A 22071-nucleotide genomic window follows, 5' to 3' on the forward strand; every position below is an offset into this window, starting at 1 on the left:
TCATGACTATCCATTCCAACGACTTTGGCCCCGCCCCATCCACCCGCATAGGCTTTCTGCTGTTTCCAGGCTTTCCCATGGCCTGCCTGACCTCGGCAATGGAGCCGCTGCGCGCCGCCAATGAAATTGCTGGGCACCAGGTGTTTTCCTGGTCCTTGGTGACGGAAACCGGCGCGGACGCAGCGGCTTCAGCCGGGGTCCTTTTTCCAGCAGATGCCAGCCTCGCCGGGATCAAAGGGCTGGACTGCCTGTTCCTGCTGTCCGGCCCGGAAGGTGAATTCGAAGATCCTGTCTCAGGGCATGGGCGGCTGCGCTACTTATCGCGGCATGGTGTGACCTTGGGCGCAGTGTCCGGTGGTGTTTTTCCGCTGGCGCGCAGCGGGGTTTTGTCCGGACGGCGCTGCGCTGTTCACTGGTGTTACCGCAGCGCCTTTGAGGCCGCCTTTCCCGATTGCCCGGCTGTTGACCGGCTGATTGTGCGGGACGGCAATATTCATACGATCTCTGGTGCGACCGCCATGTTCGACCTGTCACTGGAGCTGATCGGCAATGCTCTCGGTGCAGACGCCAAAAATGAAATCGCCTGCCTGTTCCAGCATCCCGTCATCCGCAACGGCAGCGCCCGTCAGAAGGTCCCGGTGCTGCAAAGCGACCGCACCGTCGACCAGATGCCGCCCGCAGTAAAAGAGGCTATGGCGATTTTCTCGGAGAATTACGAAACACCGGTGTGCATCCGCGACGTGGCCCGCATGGCCGGCATCTCGCCGCGCCAGCTGGAGCGCAGTTTCCGCGCCGCCACCGGCCTCAGCCCCGGCGAATACTACCGCCGCCAGCGCCTTAAGGCCGCCCGGCAGATGGTGCTTCATTCATGGGATACCGTGTCCCGCATAGCCCATGCTGTTGGCTATGCCAGCTCCTCGACCCTGACACTGCATTACCGGAAGTTCTATGGAGTCACACCGGTTCAAGACCGCAAACACGCTTTGCAGCCGCCCGGCCGCCGCCAAGTTCAAACAGCGCCACCGGGCGGCCTCTAAGCAGGCTTGGCCATTCATCCAGCTGCCGCCGGACCAATACTGAAAGCGCCGTGTAAGGGCGCGCGCTGCTTGCCCTACTGGGCAAAAGCACAGGCGTCGTAGCCCTATGGTTTCCGCTGCCAGAGTTCACAGCATTGAATGAAACAGCGAATTGGCCTCATTGATGCCTATGCCGCTAGTAAAAGGATCTCGGCGGGCAGCACGGTAGCTGATTTCACACACAGGCTTCCCGGTCCCAGGGCGGGGCATCACCGCCAAGATGTTCCAGGATGAAATCAATGAAAACCCGCACTTTTGCAGGCAGGTAGCGGCGTTCCGGATAGATTGCATATAGCGTCTGCGACGGCAGCAGGCAGTGCGGCAGCACCCGCACCAGCCGCCCCGCCGCCAGGTCCGGGCCGGCAGTGAAGGTCGGCAGCCGGCCGATGCCAGTGCCGCCTAGGATCGCCTCCCGCAGCGCTTCGCCGTTGTTGACGCTGTAGCTTCCGCCGGGCCGGAAGGTCTCCAATTCGCCGCCGCAGTTAAAGACCCATTCCTGAAAATCCCGGCTGTAGGAATACTGGAGGCAATTATGGCTGCGCAGATCGCTGACCGTTTCCGGCACACCATGGCGCTCCAGATACGCCGGGGTGGCAACCAGGGCATTGTGCAATGGCGCAATCTTGCGTGCCACCAGCGCGGAATCTGCCAGCGTGCCGCCGCGCAGCGCCAGGTCGAACCCGTCCGCAAACAGGTCCGCCAGCCGGTCATCCATCACCATGTCCACCGAGACGCCAGGATAGCGCGCCAGAAAGCCAGAGATCAGCGGCGCCACGTGCAAGCGCCCGAAAGCCATCGGCACATTCACCCTTAGACGCCCCTTGGGTGCCTCCTGCAGCGCCAGCACGCTGTCCTCGGCCTCCTGTGCCGCCTCCTGCGCCCGGACCGCATGGGCATAGAAATGCTCTCCTGCCTCGGTCAGGCTGACATTGCGGGTGGAGCGGTGAAACAGTTGCGCGCCCAACCTCTTTTCGATCTGGGTGATCCGTTTGCTGACCGCGGACTTGGTCACCCCCAGCCGCCGTGCCGCCGCGGCAAACCCCTGCGTTTCGGCAACCGCCACGACCACCGGGATGTCTCCCATTCCTTCCATTTTCCTCTCTCTCCGGACCGGTGAGTTTTTCTCAACATTAGGTTTCATCTTACCCGGATTATCGCGCAGCTGGAAACCGATTACCTTTGCCGGGTCATCAAGGAGACGAGCCATGGCAAAGATGCTGATCGACGGTGTGCTCACCGAAAAGCCGAAACCGGGAGACGGTGTGTTCCGCCGCATGAGCAGCGGCTTCCGTGGATGGATCGAGCCGCGGGCGGATGCGGACTTCCCGGCCGAAGCGGGCCGCTACCACCTGTATGTCTCCATGGCCTGCCCCTGGAGCCACCGCACCACGATCCTGCGCGCGCTGAAGGGGCTGGAGGAGATCATCACCGTCACCCAGATGGTGCCGCTGGCAGGCCCTGACGGGTGGCAGATCGACACCGCCGCCTTTGACCCCACCGTCGGGGTCCCAAGAGATGAGTACCTCTATCAGGTCTATCAGCGGGCGGATCCCGGCCACACCGGCCCGGTCACGGTGCCGGTTCTGTTTGACAAGAGCACCGGCCGTATCGTCAGCAACGATTCCGGCGATATCATGAGGATGCTGAATTCAGCCTTTGCCGGGCTGACGGGCACCGCACCGGATTTCTATCCGCCGGACTTGCAGCAGGACATCGACCGGATCAGCGCCGAAATCTATGACCCGGTCAACAATGGCGTCTACCGCGCAGGCTTTGCCACCACCCAGGCGGCTTATGACGAGGCGATCACCGCCCTGTTCGGCAAGCTGGATGAACTGGACGCCCTGCTCGGCACCCGCCGCTATCTGACCGGGGAGCGGATCACCGAAGCGGACTGGCGCCTGTTCACCACCCTTGTCCGGTTCGACCCGGTTTATGCGACGCATTTCAAGACCGACCGCAAGCGGATCGCCGATTACCGCAACCTCGGCCCCTACCTGCGCGACCTCTTCCAGGTCCCAGGCGTGGCCGCCACGATCGATATGGAGGCCATCCGCCAGCACTATTTCCTGAGCCACCGGCACATCAACCCGCACAGGATTATCTCTGCCGGCCCGGAACAGGATCTGAGCCAGCCGCACGGACGGGATGGCACAGCCTACCCCGCCTGAGCCCATCACCCCGCAACCCGACCGGGGATACTGCCCCGGGCACTGAACTGGAGAACTCCACTATGAAACTGCTTTCGAAACTTGCCGCAGCCGCAGCCGTGCTGTGGCTCCCCGCCCAAGGGCTTGCCGGCGCTGAGGACACTGCCGGCCTGCTGAAACTGGAATACACCGATGGCCGCCCGGCCTCGCTTGGCGTGGAGGACGTGAATGCGGTCCTGAACAGCGTCGGTGTCCGCGTAAGCACCGCTGCGATCCCGAATCAGGCGCTGCCGGTCCTTGAGGCCTCCCGCAGCCGCGCCATCACCGCCGAGGAGGAGGCGCAACTGATCTCTGCCTTTGCACTCAGCCGCGAAGATCTGCTGGCGGAAATCACCGCCGCAGGGCGGCAGCCAACGGTCGAAAACGGCGGCTCCCTCACCACTTCGGAACCGGGTGTTGCGCCCTACCCAAAGGTCTATGACATGAACAAGATGGACGCGGGGACCCGGGTCTGGGTCCACAAGAAATTCGGCCCGCTGCACATCAACCACGCCGAGGACGGCACTGGCATTGATGAGGTGATGACAATTGTCTCCGGCGGCCCCTGGGTCTGGTTCTTTGAGCTGCCCGGCGATGTCATCGGCAAGCTGACCCTTGGTCACGTCGGCCCGGAGGGCGAGGCGTGGCGCATCAGCTATCCCGGCATCCGCCCGCACGGCGGTTTCCTGAATCCCGAGTATGGTCTGGTTGTCGCTTATGCGCACGGGCCCGAGCAGTTCGAGATCCATTTTGATGCGGACAATGCGGCCGGTTCCCGCCTGAACGGCACCAATGCCTGGATCGACTTCTCCGGGGACAAGCCGGTGCTTCTGGATACCCCGCTGAGCGGCAACTGACGCATCTGCGGCTGCCGGCGCCTGACCTGCCGGCAGCCCTTTTCCTTCTCATCGAGGTGAAATGATGAAATCCCCCGTTCTGACCATCGACTTCTTCCACGACACCGTTTGCGGCTGGTGCTTTGTGATGTCCCCTAAGCTGCGTAAGCTGGCCGCCGAATTTCCAATCCGGGTGCGCCATCGCACCTTTGTCCTGCAGGACTCGCCCGCCAAACTGGCCGCAGCCTTCGGCTCAGCCGACAAAGCTAAATCCGCCATTCTGGGCCATTGGGAGCGATGCGCCGAACATGACAAAGGCAACCGCATCAACGTGGAGGGGATGCGCCGCCAGCGCTTCCCCTATCCCACCGGCCTGCTGAGCGCCAAAGCCTGCAAGGCCGCTGAACTGCAGACCGGGGACGCCGGGCACTGGGACTATTTCGATGCGGTGCAGGCCGCGCATCTGACGGAGAACCGCAATATAGCGGACGAAGGCGTGCTGCTGGATGCGGCCCGGTCCTGCGGGCTGGATGCCGGACGGCTGCGCAAGGACATGCACAGTGCTGAAGTTACGCAATTGGTTTCTCAGGACCGGCAGCTGGCTGCTTCCTGGCGGATCAGCGCGGTGCCGACACTGGCGGTTTCCGGCGGCAAATGGCAGCTGCGCCATGGCTCGCTCGCCCAGATGCGCGCAGAGCTGGCTTTGGCTGTGACCGATGTGGCGGCTCAAGCCCCAGCCGGCAAAAATCTGCGGTGAGCAGTGCCCCCGGCATCTTGGCATAGGCTAAGACGCTGGGCCATTCACCGGCGGCGAGGTTGGTTGTGCCTGCAATTGAGGTGCGCTCGTAAAAGCGGCTGGCCCCGCATCTTACCCGGTCCGCAATCCGGACCGGGCCATGCGCTTCACATCCCCGGACCTGATCAGGCTTTCAGCGTTTCGGTCGAGGAAAAAAACATCGCCTGGCTCACTGCCGAACGCACCTGATCCTCGGTGTAGGGTTTTGAGATCAGGAAGGCCGGCTCCGGCCCTTCGCCGGTCAGCAGGCGTTCGGGGTAGGCCGTGATGAAAATCACCGGGCGGTCGCCATGCTTGGCCAGGATGCCGTTGACCGCGTCGATGCCGCTGGAATTATCCGCCAGCTGAATGTCCGACAGGATCAAATCGGCCGGGGCCGCGGACGCCAGATCCAAAGCACGGGCTTCGGTTCGGGCAATGCCTGTCACACTGTGGCCCATTCCGGTCACGATGGCCTCAAGGTCCATTGAGATGATCGCTTCGTCCTCAATGATCATGATCCGGCCGGAAGTGGCGCGCGACATTTCTTCGTAAGCGATCGCAATCAGTTCTGAAGCTTCGTCATCGCTCACGCCCATGACGATGCCGGTATCGGCTGCACTGAACTCCTCGATCGTGTGCAGCAGCAGCGCTTCACGGGTGTTCGGCGTAAGCCGCCGCATGTGTCTCTGCGCCTTCGCCGCCAGGCTTGTATCGCCTTCTTCTTCCCCGGCGGGCGCGCCGGAAGAGGACCAGATCGCATGAAAGACGCGGAACAGCGCAACTTTGGGTGAAAGTTCGCTGTCGTAATCACTTTCGCCAGCCAGAATGGCTTCAAGCGAAGCCAGCGCATATTTGTCGCCGCTGCTCTGGCTGCCGGTCAGCGCCCGGGCATAGCGGCGCAGGTAGGGCAGGTTTGCGCCAATCTGGCTGGCGATCAATTCTCCCGAGTGAGCAGTCATTTTGCGTCGTCCCTTTTTTTGCAATACATATGGAACTATACGCGCCTCAACGCGTTTGGTTCCAGAAACTGCGCAAAAAACCGATGGATTGCATGACACAGCCACGACGCGCCCGGCCGCGCAATGAACAGGCCGACCGCGAAATAGACGAAAACCTCAAGCGGGCCTTCGATGAGATCGCGAGTGAACCGGTGCCGGACCGGTTTACCGATCTGCTGAAACAGCTAAAGGAGAAGGAGGCGCACGCACCCCGCGCCCCGGACCAGCCGGAGGAGAACCGCTCCGATGACTGACTCCGCGCATGACCCGAGAGAGGACCTGGTCAACCACCTGGGCGCCCTGCGCGCTTTTGCCCTTAGCCTTGCCCGCAATGGGGCCACAGCCGATGATCTGGTGCAGGACACGCTGGTCAAAGCCTGGACCAATATCGACAAGTTCAAAACCGGTACCAACATGCGGGCCTGGTTGTTCACCATTCTGCGCAACACCTATTATTCGCTGCGCCGCAAGCGCAAGCGCGAGGTGGAGGATACAGATGGCGCGTTGTCCGGCGCCCTGGCGCAAAAGCCCGATCACGACGGGCGGCTTCACATGCGCGATTTCAACGCCGCCTTTGCGCAATTGAACGACGAGCAGCGCGAAGCTTTGGTGCTGGTTGGCGCAGGCGGTTTTTCCTATGACGAAGCAGCAGAAATGTGCGGCGTGAAGACCGGAACTGTCAAAAGCCGTGTAAACCGTGCCCGTGCCCGCCTGGCAGAGCTGATGGAACTGGATGAAGAAAGCAAAATGGAACTGACTGATACGGTCACGGCTGGGATCGTCGCCCAGCAAAGCGCCGCATGATCAAAGTCCCGCGGCTGCAGGGCGGCAGCCTGCTGGTACGCCTGGCCGCGCTGATGACATTTGCGCTGTTGCCGCTGGGCCTGATCGCTCTGTACCAGACCAACGCCGTGGTGGCAGAAGCCAACAGGCTGTCCCATGCATCATTGCTGGCACACACACAGCAGGCCGCCGCCAAGGAGCGTGAACTTTTACAGCGGGCCGGCGGCGCGACAGAAGGCCTGGCCGCAGCCATCCTGCCAGTGTTCGGCAGTGATGACCGCTGTGCAAACCTGATGAAATCGTTCACCCAGGGCCAGAACCCGTTCACATTTGCCGCCTTCATCACGCCCGGCGGCTCGATGGAATGCACCTCGGACGGCAGCATCGGGGATGTCTCCGAGAAGTGGCCGTTTCTCAAAGCCCGGCAGGCTGCTCGCCTCTCGTTTGCCGTGGGCCAGGAGATACTGGGCGGAAGCGGTCCCCAGCTGGTGGCAACCAGCCCGGTGCAGCGCGACGGCATCCTGCTGGGCTACGTCTCCATCGCGGTTCCGCATCAGCTGACCAAATCACTGTCCGGCACCAAATGGGCCGAGCAGGGTATCCGTTTTGTCACTCTGGACGCGCAGGGGGAGATCCTGTCCGCAAGCATTCCAGAGCAGCAAGCCGCACAGGCCCTGCCGGTTTCAGTACCGCGCCGGGAACTGCTGCAGCGCACCGGCGACACGTTTTTTGAAGACGCGCGCTCTGGCCAGGAACGTTTCTTCGCAGTGAGTGAAATTCTCCCCGGGCAAGTTTCCGTAGTCGGCAGCTGGCCGGTGGAAAATGCCATGACCGTAAGCGCCAGCCCAACCTCCTGGATGACGCTCGCTTTCCCGGTCCTGATGTGGCTTGCCGGGATTTCGGTTGCTGTCCTCGGTCTTCAGCAAATGGTGATCCGCCATCTCAGCGCGTTGCGCAGGGCAATGCGGCTGTATGCGCTGGGAGAGCGGGATGACCCAAGCCTGAAACTCAACAGCCCTCCGCGCGAGTTTGAGGAAGCCCGGCTGTCTTTTAACCGCATGGTGGCAATCCTCAGCGAAGCAGAGCGGCGGCGCGAGCTTGACCTTGAGGAAAAGACCATGCTGCTGCGCGAGGTGCATCACCGGGTGAAAAACAACCTCCAGCTTGTGGCCTCCATAATGAATATGCAGGGCCGGAACGCGCAGACCCCCGAAGCCCGGAGGATGCTGGCACAGCTGCAGCGGCGGGTGCGCGGCCTGGCGACGATCCATCGCAGCCTGAACACCAACCCCGACATTTCCACCGTGGACAGCCGGGAGCTGATCAATGAGCTGATCGCGGAGATCGGCACCATGAATGCAGGAACCGGACAGGACATTGCGATCGAAACGAACCTTGCACAGATGCCGCTCAGCCAGGATCAGGGGGTAACCTTGTCAATGCTTGTATCGGAGGCGATGACCAATGCGGTCAAATACATTGGCGTGCCCGACGGGGGACGGCCGGAAATCAGTGTCAGTTTGCGCGAAACAGCCAAGAATTGGCTGGAGCTGGAATTGACCAACACCAAAGGGCAACCTCTGCTGGATCCGGCGGAGGAAATCGGCGGAACTGGCATCGGAACACGGCTGATGGCAGCGTTTGCCACTCAGCTTGACGGCGAAGCCGCCACGCATGAAACAGAGCACAGTTTTACGTACCGGCTGGGCTTTCCCGCCGTTGCAGGAGCCGTACCACCAGCAGCGCCGATGCCGGAACAGGAGCAAGATGAAGCAGAACCCGCCGCCTGAACTCCGCCGCGGTGATTTTGAAGTTCTGATCACCGCGGAGCAGGCCTGGCCCGCGTTTGAGCGCGCAGTCCTGGATGCCCGGAGCGAAATCACCGCCAGCTTCCGCCTGTTCGATTTCGCCAACCGCCTGCTGAGCCCCGAAGCGCTGTATACCGGGGAAACCTGGGCCGATCTGATTGTTGACGCATTACAGCGCGGGGTTCGGGTCCGGCTGATTGTAAGCGACTTTGATCCTGTCATGGCCGCGCCGCTGCATGCCGCCGCACAAGACACGTTGAAACAGGCGCAAGAGATCGCGGCCCGGCTTGCACCGGATCAGGCTGCGCGGCTATCGGTCTCGGCCGTTCTGCATCCGGCGCGGGCGGGTCTCTTGCCGCGGCTTGCCTTTTCTCCGTTCGTGATGCGCAAACTGCGCAAACTGCCTAGACGTTTGCGGCCTAACGCGGCCAGCCGTCAGGCAGTGCCGCAGCTTTACCCGGTTTCGCAACACCAGAAAGTCGCGGTGATCGACCGTGAGGTTCTGTATATCGGCGGGCTGGATCTGAACCGGCGCCGTTATGACACGCAGGAGCATGACCAGCCGGCGCATGAAACATGGGCCGATGTGCAGCTGATGCTGCGCGGCCCCGAAGCCGCAGAAGCCGCAAGCCATCTGGAGCGCTTTCAGGACGAAATCGCCCTGCGCAAGCAACCGCCCGATGGCAAGCATATCCGCCGCACGCTGTCTGCACCGCGCCGCGCCGGTTTCTGGGCCTTATCACCGAGGACGGTCCTGAAGGAGATTGAGGAGGACCACCTGGAGGCCTTCGAACGAGCCCGGCAGCTGATTTATCTGGAAACCCAATACCTGCGCTCCAGCGTAATTGCGCGCGGGCTGGCCGATGCCGCACGCCGCAACCCGGACCTGTCGCTGATCCTGATCCTTCCCGCGCTGCCCGAGGAGGTCGCCTTTGATGAAAACCGCGGATTGGATGCGCGCTATGGCATGGCGCTGCAGGCCGAAGCGCTGCAGGAGATAAGCGCCGCCTTTGGTGCGCGCGCCTGTATTGCCAGCCCGGTGCAGCGGCGCATGGCAGCCCGCGAAGCGCCTTCGGTGCTGGCGGGATCTCCGATGATTTATCTGCACAGCAAGGTTCTGCTCACTGACCAGGATTTCGCCATGGTGGGTTCAGCCAATCTGAACGGGCGCTCAATGCGATGGGATACTGAGGCAGCTCTGCGGATCACGCAGCAAGACAGGATCAGGACGCTGTGGCATGCGCTGACGCTGCACTGGTGGCAAGAAGAATTGCCGGCTGAAGCATTGGATCCGGCCCGTGCAGCCGCTTGGTGGCAGAACGAAATCCGCCGCAACAAGGTGCGCCGTCCCGAGGCGCGCCGCGGACTATTGGTTCCGCATGACCCCGATAGGATGTCGGAACTGCGGCAACATTTGCCGGGGGCAACTGAAGACATCGTCTGAACAGCCACCAGTCCCGTTGCCTGGCGCTTCAACACAACCGGCGCAAAAAAGGCCCGGCGCCGATAAGCCGCCGGGCCAATAAACTTCCAGGAAGTACAGCAGCTCTCTACTGTGCTTCTTGGGATTCTTCGGTGATTTCATTGCCGAGATTCGACACGTCCCTGCCAAAGCCTTCGGTGGTTTCACAGGCGGCCAGACCGGCCAGTGCGAATAGTGCGAGAATGATGCGCATAGTGTTTTCCTTACTTCAGTTTCGACGCAACGTTGCCTGCGAAGGCATCGATGATGGCGGTGTAAAACACCTCGCTGTCTACAGCGACGGCGGCCGGGTCAGTGCCTTCGGGGTAATATGTGTTCAGCTGGTCAGCTGAAACGGTCAGGTCGTAACGCATGTCCTTGGATGCGTCGGGCATATCAATGTCCACATCGCCTTTCAGCATCCATTCTCCAACGCCCAGAGCCTGTTCGAAATTGCTGGCCAGCATGACGGAGTCGATCTCAACATGGATTTCCGCCGCCTCTTCAGCATCTTCATCCGCGATTTGGCCGACAAGGCGCTCCGCCAGGGCGGTTTCCAAGTCTGTTTCCAGGCTGGTCCAGACTGCGGCTGCCGGGTAATTCTCGATCGCGCTCAGGTCTGCCGTCACGTCTATTTCGGAGACTTTTGAGCCGGCTGCAGCTGCCGTCGCCATAGCCGTAACAAGGGCGGTGGTGCGGATCAGATGAGTCATGTTTTAAGCTCCTTACGTTTCTGCCCCTTCTTGGGGATGCACCGAAGCAACGCGCGGGCTTCTTGAAAGGTTCCTGAATTGGCTGGAGAAACTTTTTAAATGATCGGATTCCCGCAAGTTTTCCTATAATGATAGGCCCTTAGGCACAGGGAACTGAGTAAGGGTGCAAGCGCTTGCTCGCGCAGGTGAGCATTGGAACCGGCGCCTGGCAGCGCGCCCGCATGGGAGCCCGGCCAGGGAACTCGGCGCCGTTTCAGGCGTTTGCCAGTCGTGCCCTGCAGCCGCGCGGGGACCAGGAGTAATGTCGGGAGGATCGGCTGAATGGACATATTCGCAGGTGCAGGAAGCTTTTCAACACAGCTGGACTGGGCCTTACAGCTGGACTGGGCATTGCGGCTGGCCGTTGCCCTGGCAGGCGGTGCGCTGCTGGGGCTGGACCGGGAATTGCGCCACCGCCGGGTGGGCATCCGCACCTACATGATGGTTTCGCTTGGTGCTGCCGCTTTTGTTATCTTGGGTCTGGAATTCGGCCGTCAGATGCAAGCCGAGGGCCTGTCTTCCGATCCGACCCGCGTGGCCCAGGGGCTGATGGGCGCTATCGGCTTTATCGGTGCGGGGGCGATCATCAAGGGTGACAAGCGGGTCGGCGGCATTACTACGGCAGCCAGCATTTGGGTTGCCGGAGCGGTTGGAATGGCGGCGGGCCTCGGCTTCACTGTGATGGCTTTTCTCACGGCGGGGCTGGCGGCCCTGCTTCTGTCGGTCAGCCGTTTAATGACACACCGTGGCGCAGATGACCGGCCTGACATCAAATGACTCTCCTGGGGAGTTTCCGGCTGGGAGCAGGCAGGCAAGCCAGCGTAAACGCCCCTATTGATATCTGCGGCGGCCAAGGTGCTCGTCCAGCCGACTCCTGTTTTGTACGGCACCGGCAGGAACCATTCCCATCTTGACGCGTTGGCTTCCGGTGAGCGTCGAGCAGAGGGAAAAATGGCAAACCTAAAACACCACCAACAAGTGCCCCGTGCTGCGGACCATATCGACCGCAATTTGAAGAAGGCCTTTGACGAACTGGCAGCGGAACCGCTGCCCGAGCGGTTCACCGATCTGCTTGAGCAGCTGCGCAAAGCTGAGCTTCCTAAGAAGGACATCCAATGACAGCTGATCCGCGCGATGAGTTGACCGAGCATCTCGGCGCGCTGCGCGCCTTTGCGCTCAGTCTCACCCGGAATTCCGCAACCGCCGATGATCTGGTGCAGGACACGCTGATCAAGGCTTGGACCAACATCGGCAAGTTCAAAACCGGCACCAACATGCGGGCTTGGCTGTTTACCATTCTGCGCAATACTTTCTATTCACTGCGCCGCAAGCGTAAGCGCGAAGTGGAGGATGCCGACGGATCGCTGGCTTTGGCGCTGGCCTCCAAGCCCGATCACGACGGCCGCCTGAACATGCGCGACTTTATGCAGGCCTTTGACCAGCTGCCCGACACCCAGCGCGAAGCACTGACCCTGGTGGGTGCGGGCGGATTTTCTTATGAGGAAGCCGCCGAAACCTGCGGTGTCGCAGTCGGCACGATCAAAAGCCGGGTCGGACGCGCCCGTGCATCCCTTGCGGATCTGCTGCACCTGAAAGATGACGAGGCACTGGAGCTGACCGACAGCGTGACAGCCGGGATTCTATCCAAGACTCCCGCTGCCTGAATGTCCGGTCTGTGTGTCAGTACTGCGCTGCTCCTGGCGGAGAGCGCGGTCTTGTCCTGCGTCTTTTTTCTTCCCAGAGGCCGGACCGACGGACAATAGTGGCGCAGGCGCATCCGCTGGGCATCCGCACAGGCAGAACGGAGCCGCGCCTTTGCCGGTGAGGCTGGTCATGACAACCAATTGCGAAAACTGCCCGCTGCGCAGGCAGTCCCTGTTCCTGGAGTTCTCGCCGGAAGAGGCCGATTTCATGCAGCGCTTCAAGACTGGTGAAATGCAGGCAGGCCCCGGAACCCACCTGCTGACCCAGGGGGAAAAATCACCGCAATTGTTCACCGCCCTGTCTGGCATGGGGCTGAAATACAAAATGCTAAGCGATGGCAGCCGCCAGGTGGTCGGCTTTGTGATGCCCGGCGATTTCCTGGGCCTGCAGGCCGGGGTGATGGGGGAAATGGGCCACTCGGTCGAAGCGGTGACGGACATGACGCTCTGCGTGTTCAACCGGGCCGGCATCTGGGATCTGTTTGCCTCCCACCCCGAACGCGCCTTTGCTGTTGCCCATCTGGCTGCGGTCGAGGAACATTTCCTGGGCGATGCGCTGGCCGCAGTCGGGCAGCGCCCGGCCTATGAGAAGATCGCCTGGGCAATGGCCCGTTTCTTTCGACGTGCCGAAGGAACCGGGCAGGCCCGCAAAAATTCGGCGCCCCTTCCCTATACCCAGCAGGATATTGCAGACGCTTTGGGCCTTTCTCTTGTCCACACCAACAAACAACTTGCCGAATTGCGCAAGAATGGCGTTCTGAGCTGGCAGCAAGGTACGCTGACGATCCATGATATGGAAAAGCTGGAAGAGCTGGCGGGTGAGGAAAGCCATGTCCGTGAACGCCCGCTGGTCTGATCCCTCGCATTGCCAGACTGGCGCCCCGCAGCGCATTTGCGCAGGCGAATGAGCCTCAGAATTTTGCGTTCCGCGCATTTCCTGCGGAACATTTCCGCGTGCTGTGCGTCTTTCAACAGTTAGCAGCCTGAATACGCTGCAGGACCCGTCCCCGAGTTGGTCCATTCACTGGACCCCTGCCTTTAATCCGGCAGGGGTCCTTTTCTGTTTCACTTAGCGCGTTGAGCCTTGAATCGACTTGCATTTTTTTTGCTGTGCCGAGCGGTTTTTTACGGAACCTTTCCGCTCGCGGGCGCGTTAGCCGGATGAAGCAACCCGAAAGGACAGTATCGTGAAACCTCCTATTATTCTTGCCGCAGTCGCTGGCATCCTTGTGCTGGTATTTGGCATCTATATGATCGACATCGATCAGACCCAGGATACCCGTCTTCCTGATGTGGAGGTCTCCGTCGAAGGCGGTCAGCTGCCGGAATTCGACGCCGAGGTCGGCGACATTGAAACCGGCACCAAAGAAGTGACCGTGACCGTCCCCACCGTCGACATTCAAAGCCCTGAAGAAGACGCCAGCGACGGCGGCTGATCAAGCGTCCCGGTTTCACAAAGCGCAGCGCCGGCCGCTGCGCTTTTTCTTTTGCTAAGAATCCGCAGCATTGCAGTCATGGCAACGGAAATCCGGAACCATTCGCCCGCTCAGCCGTTAACTTGCCAGATGGCGCTCTTCGCAGCGCGCAAACAATGAAGGGAAAGAGCCATGCTTGGTTGGGCAATCACGTTTCTCGTCGTGGCACTCGTCGCCGCAGTTCTTGGATTCAGCGGCATCGCGGGCGCATCCGCCGGGATCGCACAGATCCTCTTTGTGATTTTCCTGGTGCTCTTTGTCCTCTCGATCATTGTCCGCCTGATAAAAGGCTGACCTGACCCGCCGCCCGCACACAGCAGAATGGCAGCTAGTAAAAGGAACCCGACACATGACCAACACAGCCGAAGCACAGCAGAAAACCAAAAGCAGCGCCGCATCCACTTCAGACAGCGAGTCCGGCAACCTCGCAGGACGCGTAAAAGAGCAGGCCGCTCAAACGGTTCAGCAGGCGCAAGAGCAGATTGACGCCGGGCTTCAGTACAGTTCCGGTGAAATGCAGCGTCTGACCAAAGAGGGACAAGCATTTGTCAGGAAAAACCCGGGCCTTGCCATTGCCGGCGCCTTGGGCGTTGGAGTGCTGCTGGGCCTTGCCATGCGCAGCCGTTTTTGACCCTGCCGCCCGCAGGGGCCGTCCGAATTACTCGAAATTTGCCTAAGCCGCGCAGCCAGCGCGGCTTTTTTGCGGCTGGCCGGCCGCCATCCCTAAAAGGGTCACCTTCCATTTTTTACCCTGGCAGGGAACCTTTTGCCGGTTCCGCGCGTTTTCCCTTCAGAACAACAAACCGAAGGGAGCAAATCATGGAATATGGAATTATTGGCCTGCTGGTGCTGGCCGCCGACATTTATGCGATCATTCAGATCCTGTCTTCTGGCGCCTCCACCGCAGCCAAGATCCTTTGGACGCTGGTGATCCTCATTCTGCCCGTTGTGGGATTTATCATCTGGCTGATTGCAGGTCCAAAGTCCTCTGCCGCGAAAATCTGACTCGGCTGCTGCAGCCATTGTGCGGCCCGGGCTTCGGACGCCGGGCCGTTTTCATTCGACCAAGGGAACAAAAAGCGTCAGCGCGCGTTTTCCCCTAGAACCCCGAGACCAAAGAGGCCGATGATATGACCGATACTTCTGATCTGGAATCGCAAGCCCGCGCCCAAGCTGCCGATCTGGGCCGCAAGGCCAAGGGTGCGGTTAAAGGCACGGTTCGCGATGCCGCAGACGCCGCGCAGTCGCAGGCCGCCCGCGAGGTGCAGGCTACAGCGGATGCAGCTGGCGCCGCAGCGGATGCTTTTGCACCGGGCTCCATGCAGTCGCAGGCCGCGCAGGTGGTTGCCGGCCACCTTGAGGACGCCGCCCACCGGGTGCGCAGCTTGGACATTGAACAGTCTGTGCGTGATGTCAGTGCCTTTGCGCGCCGCAATCCGCTGCTGTTTTTGGGCGGCGCGGCACTGGCCGGGTTCGCCGCCACCCGCTTCCTCAAGGCAAGCGAACCGGACGGCCGCAGCAACGGTCCGGCAGATATGACGCAGGAGGCCGGGCATGGCACGTCATGATCTGCGCCAAGCGCCGGATATGTTCCTGGAAGCTCTCCGGCATTTCACGGCACTGCTGCGCAGTGAGGCCGAGCTTGCCAAGAGCGAGCTGAAGGAGAATGCCGCCCGCGCCGGAACCGGGCTGGCTTGTTTCGCCATTGCCGCTCTGGTGGCGCTGGCTGGACTGCATGTGCTTGCGGCAGCGCTGGTCGCCTGGATTGCATCCGCAGGCCTGTCCGCCGGATGGGCCGCGCTGATCGTCGGCGGCGGGCTGATCGCCATTGCCCTGGGTCTGCTGCTGTTCGGCAAGTCGCAGCTCAGCAGCGAGGCGCTGCTGCCATCGCGCACCATCAGCAATGTTAAAAAAGATGCCGCCAGCATCAAGGAGGCCGCAAATGCCCGCTACTGAAGAGATCGAACAGCGCGTGGACGCAAACCGCCGCCGGCTGGCAGAAAGCCTGTCCAGCCTGTCCGGCACCGTTGCGCCGCAATCGGTGACCGAACAGCTTTCGGCAGCGGCAAACGGCTATGGCGGCGAACTGGGGCGCCAGGCAATTACCGCAGCCAAGCGCAATCCCGCAGCCCTGGTTCTGGCCGGGGCTGGGTTGGCCCTTCTGTTCACCGGAACCGGCAGCAGCAGCCGCCCGCGCACCGCCGCCAAGCCGGCCGCCGCCGTTCCCCCCGAAGCCGCTTTTGCCGGTTTTGACGCGCGTGTCGCCGCGGCAGATGCCGCCATAAAACAGGAGATGACCGGTATGAGTGAAGAAACCCTCCGCGCTGGCAAGATGCGCGAGACACTGGACGCAGGGCTGGACGCCCTGCCCGCAGCTGCCCGCAAGCGGGTGTTGAAGGCGCGCACTGCTGCCCTGCAGGCGCAGGAGAAAGTTGAATCGCATACCGCCAAAGCCGCGGCCCGCTCGCGAACTTTTTTCGATCAGAACCCGCTGGCCGCCGGGGCCATTGCCCTAGGCCTGGGCGCACTGATCGGGGCCTTGCTGCCTTCTACCCGCCAGGAGGACGAGTTGCTTGGCGCCCGCCGTGATGCGCTGGCCGCCAAAGCCGAGGCCGCCCTGCGCGAGGAAATGGACAAGCTGCACCGCAAGGCCAGCGCAAGCCTCGATCCGTCAGATACCGACCCGGCACCGCATGCGGCTTCTGTCTGACGGCAATGCCAGGATATCTAAAGACCACACTCAGCGGCCGGGGGGTCCGGGTGATGCTGATGATCCTCACGATCATCAGCATCACAGCGGCATTGCAGCATGCACAGCAGATCCTGGCACCGATGAGTTTTGCTCTGGTTCTGGGCATCGTTGTGTCGCCGCTTGCTGACAAGCTGGCACGCTATGGCGTGCCGCGGCTGGTGATTGCCTTGTCTCTGCTGCTTGCCTGCACATTGTTTGTGGCCACCGCCGTACTGCTGATCGAGCCGGTCGTGAACGCCCTGATCGAGGAACTGCCGCGCATCAAGGCGGTCATATCCTCACTGATCGACAAGGCCTCTTCCTTGCTGCGCGGGATAGAGACCATCAGCGAGGAAATCGAAAACACTGTCGGCGCTGAAGCGATGGAGCCCCAGACCGCCATCCCATCCGTGGGGGACGCGCTGTGGCTGGCGCCCAGCTTTCTCTCTCAAGTGTTCATCTTCGTGGGCACGCTGTTCTTCTTCACGCTGACCCGGGACGATCTCTACCGCCTCACCGGTCCGTTGTACGGCCGGCTCAAGCATGCCGACAAGGCCGTGGCCCGCTATTTTGCCGCGATCACCGTGGTGAATGCTGGTCTTGGCGTGGTGACTGCAGGCATTTTTTTGGCTTTGGGGCTGGAATACGCCGTGCTCTGGGGGCTTGCGGCGGCCCTGCTGAACTACGTTCTTTACCTTGGCCCGCTGCTGATGGTTCTGGGGCTGGCTATTGCCGGCGCCCTGCAATTCACCGGTGCCCTTGCCGTGGCGCCGCCGGTGCTGTTCCTTATCATTAACCTGACCGAGGCGAATATCGTCACGCCATTACTGGTCGGCAACCGTCTGGCAGTGAACCCGTTGCTGGTCTTTCTGGCCATTGTTTTCGGCCTGTGGCTGTGGGGTCCCATCGGTGCATTTGTGGCGCTGCCGCTTCTGTTGTGGCTGGGAGTTATGCTGGATCCGCGCCACAGCCTGCCTGCAAAGACGGCTGAGGATCCATTGCACAATATTATGTGAGTGGAATATGCCCGCACCGCCAGGTGCGGGCGGCAGCCGGTCCTCACTCGGCGCGCTGCTGCGCATCCAGCAAGTTCTCCACACCATCCAGCCCCTCACGCTCCCGCTCAGCGGCCCCGGTCACCGCCGGTTCCGCCCGCGCCGGATCGGCGGCCTCGGGCAAATCTGCGCTGCTGGCCGCTGGCGGGGTTTTCCGGGTGTCAACGCGCTTCGCCGGGGCGGCAGCAGCGGCGTCTTGCGCCCCGTCCAGACGGACCCGGTAGATTGGCTCGGGCAGGCCGAATCCCGCGCCTTCCAGCGCCATTTTGGCTGCCCGGATCGCCTCACCGCGCGCCTTGGCGAAATCCACTTGGGTCTGATCTACCCAGCCGGTGAAGGTCAGGATCACATTGGAATCCCCGACTTCGCTGATCCAGGCGCCAACCTCCGGATCTTCCAGCACAAATGGCTGCGCCTCGAGTGCGGCCACGGCTGTGGACAACGCCGCTGCCAGATCCGCGTCGGCATCCACGCCCAGATCAAAGCCGAAACGGCGATGCGGATCGCGGGTGAAATTCACGATGCGCCCCTTAAAGACAGTGGCATTGGGAATTCGGATATGGTTGCCCTCGGGAGAGATCAGGATGGTTGCCCGCGAAGTCAGCCGCGCCACCGTTCCCTGATCGCCCTGAATGTCCACGTAGTCATTGGGCCTGAACGGCTGGCGCAGGCTAAGCAGAATGGAGGCAATGAAGTTCTCCACTGTGTCACGCACCGCAAAGCCAAGCGCCAGGCCAACTACCCCCGCCGCCCCCAGCACGGCACCAATCAGCGCCGTTGCGTTCATGATATCAAGCGCCAGAACCAGCCCCGTCAGAATGAACATGATACGCGCAACCGCCCGGTAGACATCCGCGATAAAGGGGTTGGGCGCCAGCCGGGTCCAGATGCCGATCCGCGTCGTCAGCAGCCAGCCTCCTGCCGCCACCAGAAAGAAGGCCGTCACCGCAACCAGAAAAATCGGCCCGTTCGCCAGCAGATTCCGCGTGCGGGCGGCAATCCGGTCCACCGCGGGGGCCAGCCTCTCTTCGAGCGTGCCGCTGATTTCGGTTTCGTTCTCAATCGCCACCACACCGGCCACGCGGTTGACGATCTGCGTCAGCCTGTCTTGCGCCGCATTGTCGATCACCTGGCCGGTGATACGGACAACACCTTCGGAAACCGATACTGTCACGGCCCCATAGCCTTCAATTTCAGCGAGCAGTTTTTCGATCCTGCTCAAAATCGCGCTATCGCGCACTGCCGCGTCGCCGACTTCGATCAGGCCGTCGGTCTGAACCGGATCAGTGGCGGTCTGTGCCTGGCCGCTGACCGTTCCAAGGCAGAGTGCAGCCGCAGCAACCAGGCACACTAAAAACGCCTTCAGTCCATGCACAAGCGTCAGGATGCGTCCCTGATGCCGCCCGGTATAAATCTTTCTACGGTTCAAATCCGCATCCTCCCGATCAATTCCAAGGCAGTTGCACCACTCGGCGGCCATCGCTGCGGCAGGTCCGCACTGTTATGCAGGTGACGGTTCGCCTGCCGGAGCAGTGCGCTCTCCGCATCCGGCTGCTGCAAACGGTCCGCAGGCAAGACGCTGGATGACTGGCGACCTGGATTGTCCTCATACAAAAAATCCATAAAGCAGTCCCCCTGGCTTTAAAACGCCTGGAGGCAACCGCGCCGTTCGGCTTGGATCACGTTGCAAATCCGCCATATGACGCCCGGATATCCCGCGCTGGCCAAGGAGCATAGCCCCTAATGTGCCGCCCGCTGGAGTGAAGTGTCCTGTGACAATTGGCTTTACCCGCCGTTGCGGCCGAAGCTTTCAGGGAAGACTTTCCTCTTCCAACCGCACCACCCCAGGGCAATGCACGACAACCAATATTTATCAACAGGTTAGCCGACACCCTCCCTTGCCCGCCTTCGGGTTCGCCATCCCGCGGCTGTGTCCGGACGGAAAAACACTCTGACGGCATTTTTCGAGACTCGATATGTCATAGTTTAATGCCAGCTGCCCGGCGCAATGCCATGGCTCCTCTACAAGTGAATGGAGACCTTATGGGTACTGAAACTCGCGGCGCGGAAGCGCCGGTATTGATCCTGACAAAGAACGCTTTTGAAGCGCTTGACATAAGCGACTATCTGATCCGCCGCGGTCTCGATACCGTTTTGAGCGAAACCAAAATTGAGCAGTGTTCCGCATTTTTCGATGACAGCCAACCGCCGCCCCGGCTGGTGTTCTTTGCCTTCCCGCTTAGTGAACCGGCGGCGCGTGACTGGCTTTTCACAGCTCTGTCAAAAAATTGGCCTGTCATCCTGGTGAATGGGGACACCACCGAGCCGGAACTGCAGTCCCTGCCCATGCTTTCTCGCCCGTTCAAGACATCCCACCTGGATGCTGTGATGGAGATGGTCAGCGAATAATGCATTCCGGCACAATGAATGAAGGTCATGCCCGGCTTCGAAGGGAGACACGCTGTCACGACGGCAGAGACCGCCCGGCAGCCAGCCGGTCCTGAAACTCCAAGGTGGCCACTGCCGCACGCCGGCTGTGGATTTCTGCCGATGCAAGTTTCACGGTCTGCACGGAACCTTACGGCCTCGGCAGCGTTTTCTAATTGAGAGCGCGTCACCGCGGCACACCCCCGGTTTCCGCCCGATCTTGAAAGGAGAACACGACATGGACGACGACCGTTTCACCGGCAAATGGACCGAACTCAAGGGCCGCCTGCGCGAGACCTATGGCGATCTGACCGACGACGAACTGGAACAGGCCAAGGGCGAGCGCGAACAATTGGAAGGGCTGCTTCAGCAGAAACTGGGCAAGACCAAGGACGAAGTCCGCCAAGCTGTCGACCGCATGCTGGAGAGCATCTGAAATAGGCGCAGACCGCATAGCGTTTTTCACACTATGCGGTGAGTACCGCCTATCAGGTACCAAAGCCGTGCGGCCATCTGGTGGCAATATTCTTAGGCCGCACGCTCTCCTGCAATTCAAAGACCGGTCCGCCAGACTGCCTAAGACTGGTCTGGCGGCGCAAAATGCTGCTCAATGGCGCTCATGGACCACACTGAATTCTTTGGCTTAGCCTCCTATCACCTGATGCTTGCAGCCATGGGTGTAGTGATCATTCTTGCTCATTGGTCACCGCGCTTCTTTTCAACCCGAGAGCCTGCCGCCGCACCGCTTCTCATCCTGCTCGGAATGGCGGCATACTGGCTGGTTCCTGGCCTGCCCCAGCTTCCAGACCCGCGCGCTCACCCGAAGCCTTGGGAAGTTGTCAGCGAGCTGACTGTGATTATTGCGCTGTTTGCAGCCGGTCTCCGCCTCGACAGCCTGAGGCCATGGAAAAAATGGGGCCCGACGGTCCGGCTTCTCCTCATCGGGATGCCGCTCACAATCCTGGCGGTTGCCGTGCTGGGGTGGGGCTTGGGCGGCATGACTGCTGCCGGCGCAATACTCCTGGGTGCAGTGCTGGCCCCGACAGACCCGGTGCTTGCGGGTGACGTGCAAGTCGGTCCGCCGATGGAAGGCAACGAACACCCGGTGCGTTTTACTCTGACAACTGAAGCGGCGCTCAATGACGGGCTCGCCTTCCCCTTTGTCTACCTCGGCCTCATTGTTGCCGTGCAGGGGTTGAACCCTCAGGCATGGCTGGCTGACTGGCTTATTATTGATGTCGCGTACCGTATCTCAACAGGTGTTGTGATGGGCGCCTGCGGTGGCTGGGCGCTGGGGCAAGTGCTGTTTCGGTTTCCCCGTTCTGCGGTTCTGGCTGACACTGCGTCGGGTGTTGTGGCGGTTGCCGGGGTATTGCTTTGCTACGGCTCTACCGAACTGGTCGAAGGCTACGGGTTCATCGCCGTCGCTGTCATGGGCCTGACACTGCGCCGGATCGAAAATGAACACCGTTTTCACCGCAGGCTGCACGATTTCTGCGAAACAATCGAACACGCTTTGACAGCACTGCTATTGGTTGCCCTTGGCAATGTCCTGCCGGTTCTTCTTGAAGATCTAACCTGGGCACATCTCCTATTGGCGCTTTTGCTTATCGGTGTGATCCGGCCTCTGGCTGGCTGGCTCTCGCTGGCTGGTTCGCAGCTCCGCAAACGCGACCGTTTTGTGGTGTCCGTGTTTGGTGTCCGGGGGATCGGGTCAATCTATTATCTCTGCTACGCCGGCGCACATTTGGAGTTTGTGAACGAACCCGAATTATGGGCCCTGATCGGGCTGACCATCCTGCTTTCGACCATGTTGCACGGCTTCACTGTCGGCCGCGCTATGGATGCGATCGCAAAATAAGCATGCCGGTCAATGTGAAACACACATCTTATAGTCTTAAGCATGCAAGAAACGGGAGCAATTCCGGGAAAGGGTGACCAGACGACCCAGGCATACATGTGCACTATAACAGGCGCATCCAGTGCAGCAGCCATCAA

28 protein-coding genes and 1 pseudogene are annotated in these 22071 nt (G+C 61.1%); 23 read left to right on the forward strand and 6 right to left on the reverse strand.

Going from position 1 to position 22071, the window contains the following annotated elements; translation table 11 throughout:
• The first annotated feature begins 2 nt into the window (after positions 1–2).
• Positions 3–1037 (forward strand): GlxA family transcriptional regulator, encoded by a 1035-nt coding sequence (locus L1069_RS17400; protein ID WP_237456535.1) that lies wholly within the window; start codon positions 3–5, stop codon positions 1035–1037.
• Positions 1038–1251: 214 nt separating this feature from the next.
• On the opposite strand, the gene L1069_RS17405 is transcribed toward L1069_RS17400, so the two are convergent.
• Entirely contained in the window at positions 1252–2160 is a 909-nt protein-coding gene (locus L1069_RS17405) for a LysR family transcriptional regulator (protein ID WP_237456536.1), read from the reverse strand.
• Between the two features lie 121 nt (positions 2161–2281).
• Between L1069_RS17405 and L1069_RS17410 the strand changes: the two genes are divergently transcribed.
• The 3 genes from L1069_RS17410 (at position 2282) to L1069_RS17420 (ending at position 4858) form a co-directional block, all read left to right on the forward strand.
• Complete coding sequence (locus tag L1069_RS17410) at positions 2282–3247, forward strand: glutathione S-transferase family protein (protein WP_237456537.1); 966 nt, start codon at positions 2282–2284, stop codon at positions 3245–3247.
• A 62-nt stretch (positions 3248–3309) separates the two neighbouring features.
• A complete protein-coding gene (locus L1069_RS17415; RefSeq protein ID WP_237456538.1) occupies positions 3310–4122 on the forward strand; it encodes a hypothetical protein in 813 nt (270 codons plus the stop codon).
• A gap of 64 nt (positions 4123–4186) precedes the next feature.
• Positions 4187–4858, forward strand: coding sequence for a DsbA family protein (locus L1069_RS17420; RefSeq protein ID WP_237456539.1), 672 nt, complete (start codon positions 4187–4189; stop codon positions 4856–4858).
• Here L1069_RS17420 and L1069_RS17425 read toward each other — a convergent pair.
• Together L1069_RS17425 and L1069_RS17430 are read right to left on the reverse strand one after the other, a co-directional pair.
• Positions 4857–4958 (reverse strand): annotated as a pseudogene (locus L1069_RS17425) (ATPase); the annotation flags it as partial. The gene L1069_RS17420 and the pseudogene L1069_RS17425 sit on opposite strands and share 2 nt — an antisense overlap.
• A 64-nt stretch (positions 4959–5022) precedes the next feature.
• Positions 5023–5838 carry a response regulator gene (locus L1069_RS17430; RefSeq protein WP_237456540.1) on the reverse strand — a complete coding sequence of 272 codons (816 nt, stop codon included), beginning with the start codon at positions 5836–5838 and terminating at the stop codon, positions 5023–5025.
• 92 nt (positions 5839–5930) lie between these two features.
• On the opposite strand from L1069_RS17430, the gene L1069_RS17435 reads away from it, so the two are divergent.
• Genes L1069_RS17435 through L1069_RS17450 form a run of 4 tightly spaced genes read left to right on the forward strand, consistent with a single transcriptional unit; the run spans position 5931 to position 9912 of the window.
• Positions 5931–6131, forward strand: a complete 201-nt coding sequence (locus L1069_RS17435) for a NepR family anti-sigma factor (RefSeq protein WP_129369383.1) — start codon at positions 5931–5933, stop codon at positions 6129–6131.
• Positions 6124–6681, forward strand: a complete 558-nt coding sequence (locus tag L1069_RS17440; protein ID WP_129369382.1) for an RNA polymerase sigma factor — start codon at positions 6124–6126, stop codon at positions 6679–6681. The genes L1069_RS17435 and L1069_RS17440 overlap by 8 nt, the downstream gene beginning before the upstream one ends.
• Complete coding sequence (locus L1069_RS17445) at positions 6678–8450, forward strand: sensor histidine kinase (protein ID WP_237456541.1); 1773 nt, start codon at positions 6678–6680, stop codon at positions 8448–8450. Before L1069_RS17440 ends, L1069_RS17445 begins: the two co-directional genes overlap by 4 nt.
• Positions 8428–9912 carry a phospholipase D-like domain-containing protein gene (locus L1069_RS17450; RefSeq protein WP_237456542.1) on the forward strand — a complete coding sequence of 495 codons (1485 nt, stop codon included), beginning with the start codon at positions 8428–8430 and terminating at the stop codon, positions 9910–9912. The genes L1069_RS17445 and L1069_RS17450 overlap by 23 nt, the downstream gene beginning before the upstream one ends.
• A gap of 106 nt (positions 9913–10018) precedes the next feature.
• Here L1069_RS17450 and L1069_RS17455 read toward each other — a convergent pair whose 3' ends face one another.
• The gene (locus L1069_RS17455) at positions 10019–10144 is read right to left on the reverse strand and encodes an entericidin A/B family lipoprotein (protein ID WP_129369379.1); all 126 of its coding nucleotides are present in this window, start codon (positions 10142–10144) and stop codon (positions 10019–10021) included.
• A gap of 10 nt (positions 10145–10154) precedes the next feature.
• Positions 10155–10643 carry a hypothetical protein gene (locus tag L1069_RS17460; RefSeq protein ID WP_129369378.1) on the reverse strand — a complete coding sequence of 163 codons (489 nt, stop codon included), beginning with the start codon at positions 10641–10643 and terminating at the stop codon, positions 10155–10157.
• Positions 10644–10964: 321 nt separating this feature from the next.
• Between L1069_RS17460 and L1069_RS17465 the strand changes: the two genes are divergently transcribed.
• From L1069_RS17465 to L1069_RS17520, 12 genes are all read left to right on the forward strand, one after another.
• Entirely contained in the window at positions 10965–11459 is a 495-nt protein-coding gene (locus L1069_RS17465) for an MgtC/SapB family protein (RefSeq protein WP_237456543.1), read from the forward strand.
• A gap of 174 nt (positions 11460–11633) precedes the next feature.
• Positions 11634–11801 (forward strand): NepR family anti-sigma factor, encoded by a 168-nt coding sequence (locus L1069_RS17470; RefSeq protein ID WP_129369377.1) that lies wholly within the window; start codon positions 11634–11636, stop codon positions 11799–11801.
• The gene (locus tag L1069_RS17475) at positions 11798–12346 is read left to right on the forward strand and encodes an RNA polymerase sigma factor (RefSeq protein WP_129369376.1); all 549 of its coding nucleotides are present in this window, start codon (positions 11798–11800) and stop codon (positions 12344–12346) included. Before L1069_RS17470 ends, L1069_RS17475 begins: the two co-directional genes overlap by 4 nt.
• Positions 12347–12515: 169 nt before the next feature.
• On the forward strand, positions 12516–13241 hold the full coding sequence (locus tag L1069_RS17480; RefSeq protein ID WP_237456544.1) for a Crp/Fnr family transcriptional regulator: 726 nt from the start codon (positions 12516–12518) through the stop codon (positions 13239–13241).
• 331 nt (positions 13242–13572) lie between these two features.
• Positions 13573–13821 (forward strand): hypothetical protein, encoded by a 249-nt coding sequence (locus tag L1069_RS17485; RefSeq protein WP_129369374.1) that lies wholly within the window; start codon positions 13573–13575, stop codon positions 13819–13821.
• A 171-nt stretch (positions 13822–13992) separates the two neighbouring features.
• Complete coding sequence (locus L1069_RS17490; protein WP_129369373.1) at positions 13993–14154, forward strand: DUF1328 domain-containing protein; 162 nt, start codon at positions 13993–13995, stop codon at positions 14152–14154.
• Between the two features lie 55 nt (positions 14155–14209).
• Positions 14210–14491, forward strand: a complete 282-nt coding sequence (locus tag L1069_RS17495) for a hypothetical protein (RefSeq protein WP_134830770.1) — start codon at positions 14210–14212, stop codon at positions 14489–14491.
• A 188-nt stretch (positions 14492–14679) separates the two neighbouring features.
• Positions 14680–14865, forward strand: a complete 186-nt coding sequence (locus tag L1069_RS17500; protein ID WP_129369371.1) for a PLD nuclease N-terminal domain-containing protein — start codon at positions 14680–14682, stop codon at positions 14863–14865.
• A gap of 125 nt (positions 14866–14990) precedes the next feature.
• Positions 14991–15428, forward strand: coding sequence for a hypothetical protein (locus tag L1069_RS17505; RefSeq protein ID WP_237456545.1), 438 nt, complete (start codon positions 14991–14993; stop codon positions 15426–15428).
• Positions 15415–15816 (forward strand): phage holin family protein, encoded by a 402-nt coding sequence (locus L1069_RS17510; protein WP_129369369.1) that lies wholly within the window; start codon positions 15415–15417, stop codon positions 15814–15816. The genes L1069_RS17505 and L1069_RS17510 overlap by 14 nt, the downstream gene beginning before the upstream one ends.
• Positions 15803–16570, forward strand: coding sequence for a hypothetical protein (locus tag L1069_RS17515; protein WP_237456546.1), 768 nt, complete (start codon positions 15803–15805; stop codon positions 16568–16570). The genes L1069_RS17510 and L1069_RS17515 overlap by 14 nt, the downstream gene beginning before the upstream one ends.
• A gap of 59 nt (positions 16571–16629) precedes the next feature.
• Positions 16630–17607, forward strand: a complete 978-nt coding sequence (locus L1069_RS17520) for an AI-2E family transporter (RefSeq protein WP_237456547.1) — start codon at positions 16630–16632, stop codon at positions 17605–17607.
• Positions 17608–17650: 43 nt separating this feature from the next.
• Here L1069_RS17520 and L1069_RS17525 read toward each other — a convergent pair whose 3' ends face one another.
• Positions 17651–19075: a mechanosensitive ion channel domain-containing protein gene (locus L1069_RS17525; RefSeq protein WP_237456548.1), complete on the reverse strand. Its 1425-nt coding sequence runs from the start codon at positions 19073–19075 to the stop codon at positions 17651–17653.
• A gap of 614 nt (positions 19076–19689) precedes the next feature.
• Here L1069_RS17525 and L1069_RS17530 point away from each other — a divergent pair.
• From L1069_RS17530 to L1069_RS17540, 3 genes are all read left to right on the forward strand, one after another.
• Entirely contained in the window at positions 19690–20055 is a 366-nt protein-coding gene (locus tag L1069_RS17530) for a hypothetical protein (protein ID WP_129369365.1), read from the forward strand.
• Positions 20056–20311: 256 nt separating this feature from the next.
• On the forward strand, positions 20312–20509 hold the full coding sequence (locus L1069_RS17535) for a CsbD family protein (RefSeq protein WP_129369364.1): 198 nt from the start codon (positions 20312–20314) through the stop codon (positions 20507–20509).
• A gap of 174 nt (positions 20510–20683) precedes the next feature.
• A complete protein-coding gene (locus L1069_RS17540) occupies positions 20684–21934 on the forward strand; it encodes a cation:proton antiporter (protein ID WP_237456549.1) in 1251 nt (416 codons plus the stop codon).
• Positions 21935–22071 lie beyond the last annotated feature (137 nt).

This window comes from Leisingera sp. MMG026, assembly GCF_021654205.1.
GTDB lineage: Bacteria > Pseudomonadota > Alphaproteobacteria > Rhodobacterales > Rhodobacteraceae > Leisingera.

Excerpts from the sequence above, each read along its gene's own strand:
- L1069_RS17400 (WP_237456535.1), top strand. The coding sequence starts at position 3 with ATGACTATCCATTCCAACGACTTTGGCCCCGCCCCATCCACCCGCATA.
- L1069_RS17405 (WP_237456536.1), bottom strand. The coding sequence starts at position 2,160 with ATGGGAGACATCCCGGTGGTCGTGGCGGTTGCCGAAACGCAGGGGTTT.
- L1069_RS17410 (WP_237456537.1), top strand. The coding sequence starts at position 2,282 with ATGGCAAAGATGCTGATCGACGGTGTGCTCACCGAAAAGCCGAAACCG.
- L1069_RS17415 (WP_237456538.1), top strand. The coding sequence starts at position 3,310 with ATGAAACTGCTTTCGAAACTTGCCGCAGCCGCAGCCGTGCTGTGGCTC.
- L1069_RS17420 (WP_237456539.1), top strand. The coding sequence starts at position 4,187 with ATGAAATCCCCCGTTCTGACCATCGACTTCTTCCACGACACCGTTTGC.
- L1069_RS17430 (WP_237456540.1), bottom strand. The coding sequence starts at position 5,838 with ATGACTGCTCACTCGGGAGAATTGATCGCCAGCCAGATTGGCGCAAAC.
- L1069_RS17435 (WP_129369383.1), top strand. The coding sequence starts at position 5,931 with ATGACACAGCCACGACGCGCCCGGCCGCGCAATGAACAGGCCGACCGC.
- L1069_RS17440 (WP_129369382.1), top strand. The coding sequence starts at position 6,124 with ATGACTGACTCCGCGCATGACCCGAGAGAGGACCTGGTCAACCACCTG.
- L1069_RS17445 (WP_237456541.1), top strand. The coding sequence starts at position 6,678 with ATGATCAAAGTCCCGCGGCTGCAGGGCGGCAGCCTGCTGGTACGCCTG.
- L1069_RS17450 (WP_237456542.1), top strand. The coding sequence starts at position 8,428 with ATGAAGCAGAACCCGCCGCCTGAACTCCGCCGCGGTGATTTTGAAGTT.
- L1069_RS17455 (WP_129369379.1), bottom strand. The coding sequence starts at position 10,144 with ATGCGCATCATTCTCGCACTATTCGCACTGGCCGGTCTGGCCGCCTGT.
- L1069_RS17460 (WP_129369378.1), bottom strand. The coding sequence starts at position 10,643 with ATGACTCATCTGATCCGCACCACCGCCCTTGTTACGGCTATGGCGACG.
- L1069_RS17465 (WP_237456543.1), top strand. The coding sequence starts at position 10,965 with ATGGACATATTCGCAGGTGCAGGAAGCTTTTCAACACAGCTGGACTGG.
- L1069_RS17470 (WP_129369377.1), top strand. The coding sequence starts at position 11,634 with ATGGCAAACCTAAAACACCACCAACAAGTGCCCCGTGCTGCGGACCAT.
- L1069_RS17475 (WP_129369376.1), top strand. The coding sequence starts at position 11,798 with ATGACAGCTGATCCGCGCGATGAGTTGACCGAGCATCTCGGCGCGCTG.
- L1069_RS17480 (WP_237456544.1), top strand. The coding sequence starts at position 12,516 with ATGACAACCAATTGCGAAAACTGCCCGCTGCGCAGGCAGTCCCTGTTC.
- L1069_RS17490 (WP_129369373.1), top strand. The coding sequence starts at position 13,993 with ATGCTTGGTTGGGCAATCACGTTTCTCGTCGTGGCACTCGTCGCCGCA.
- L1069_RS17495 (WP_134830770.1), top strand. The coding sequence starts at position 14,210 with ATGACCAACACAGCCGAAGCACAGCAGAAAACCAAAAGCAGCGCCGCA.
- L1069_RS17500 (WP_129369371.1), top strand. The coding sequence starts at position 14,680 with ATGGAATATGGAATTATTGGCCTGCTGGTGCTGGCCGCCGACATTTAT.
- L1069_RS17505 (WP_237456545.1), top strand. The coding sequence starts at position 14,991 with ATGACCGATACTTCTGATCTGGAATCGCAAGCCCGCGCCCAAGCTGCC.
- L1069_RS17510 (WP_129369369.1), top strand. The coding sequence starts at position 15,415 with ATGGCACGTCATGATCTGCGCCAAGCGCCGGATATGTTCCTGGAAGCT.
- L1069_RS17515 (WP_237456546.1), top strand. The coding sequence starts at position 15,803 with ATGCCCGCTACTGAAGAGATCGAACAGCGCGTGGACGCAAACCGCCGC.
- L1069_RS17520 (WP_237456547.1), top strand. The coding sequence starts at position 16,630 with ATGATCCTCACGATCATCAGCATCACAGCGGCATTGCAGCATGCACAG.
- L1069_RS17530 (WP_129369365.1), top strand. The coding sequence starts at position 19,690 with ATGGGTACTGAAACTCGCGGCGCGGAAGCGCCGGTATTGATCCTGACA.
- L1069_RS17535 (WP_129369364.1), top strand. The coding sequence starts at position 20,312 with ATGGACGACGACCGTTTCACCGGCAAATGGACCGAACTCAAGGGCCGC.
- L1069_RS17540 (WP_237456549.1), top strand. The coding sequence starts at position 20,684 with ATGGCGCTCATGGACCACACTGAATTCTTTGGCTTAGCCTCCTATCAC.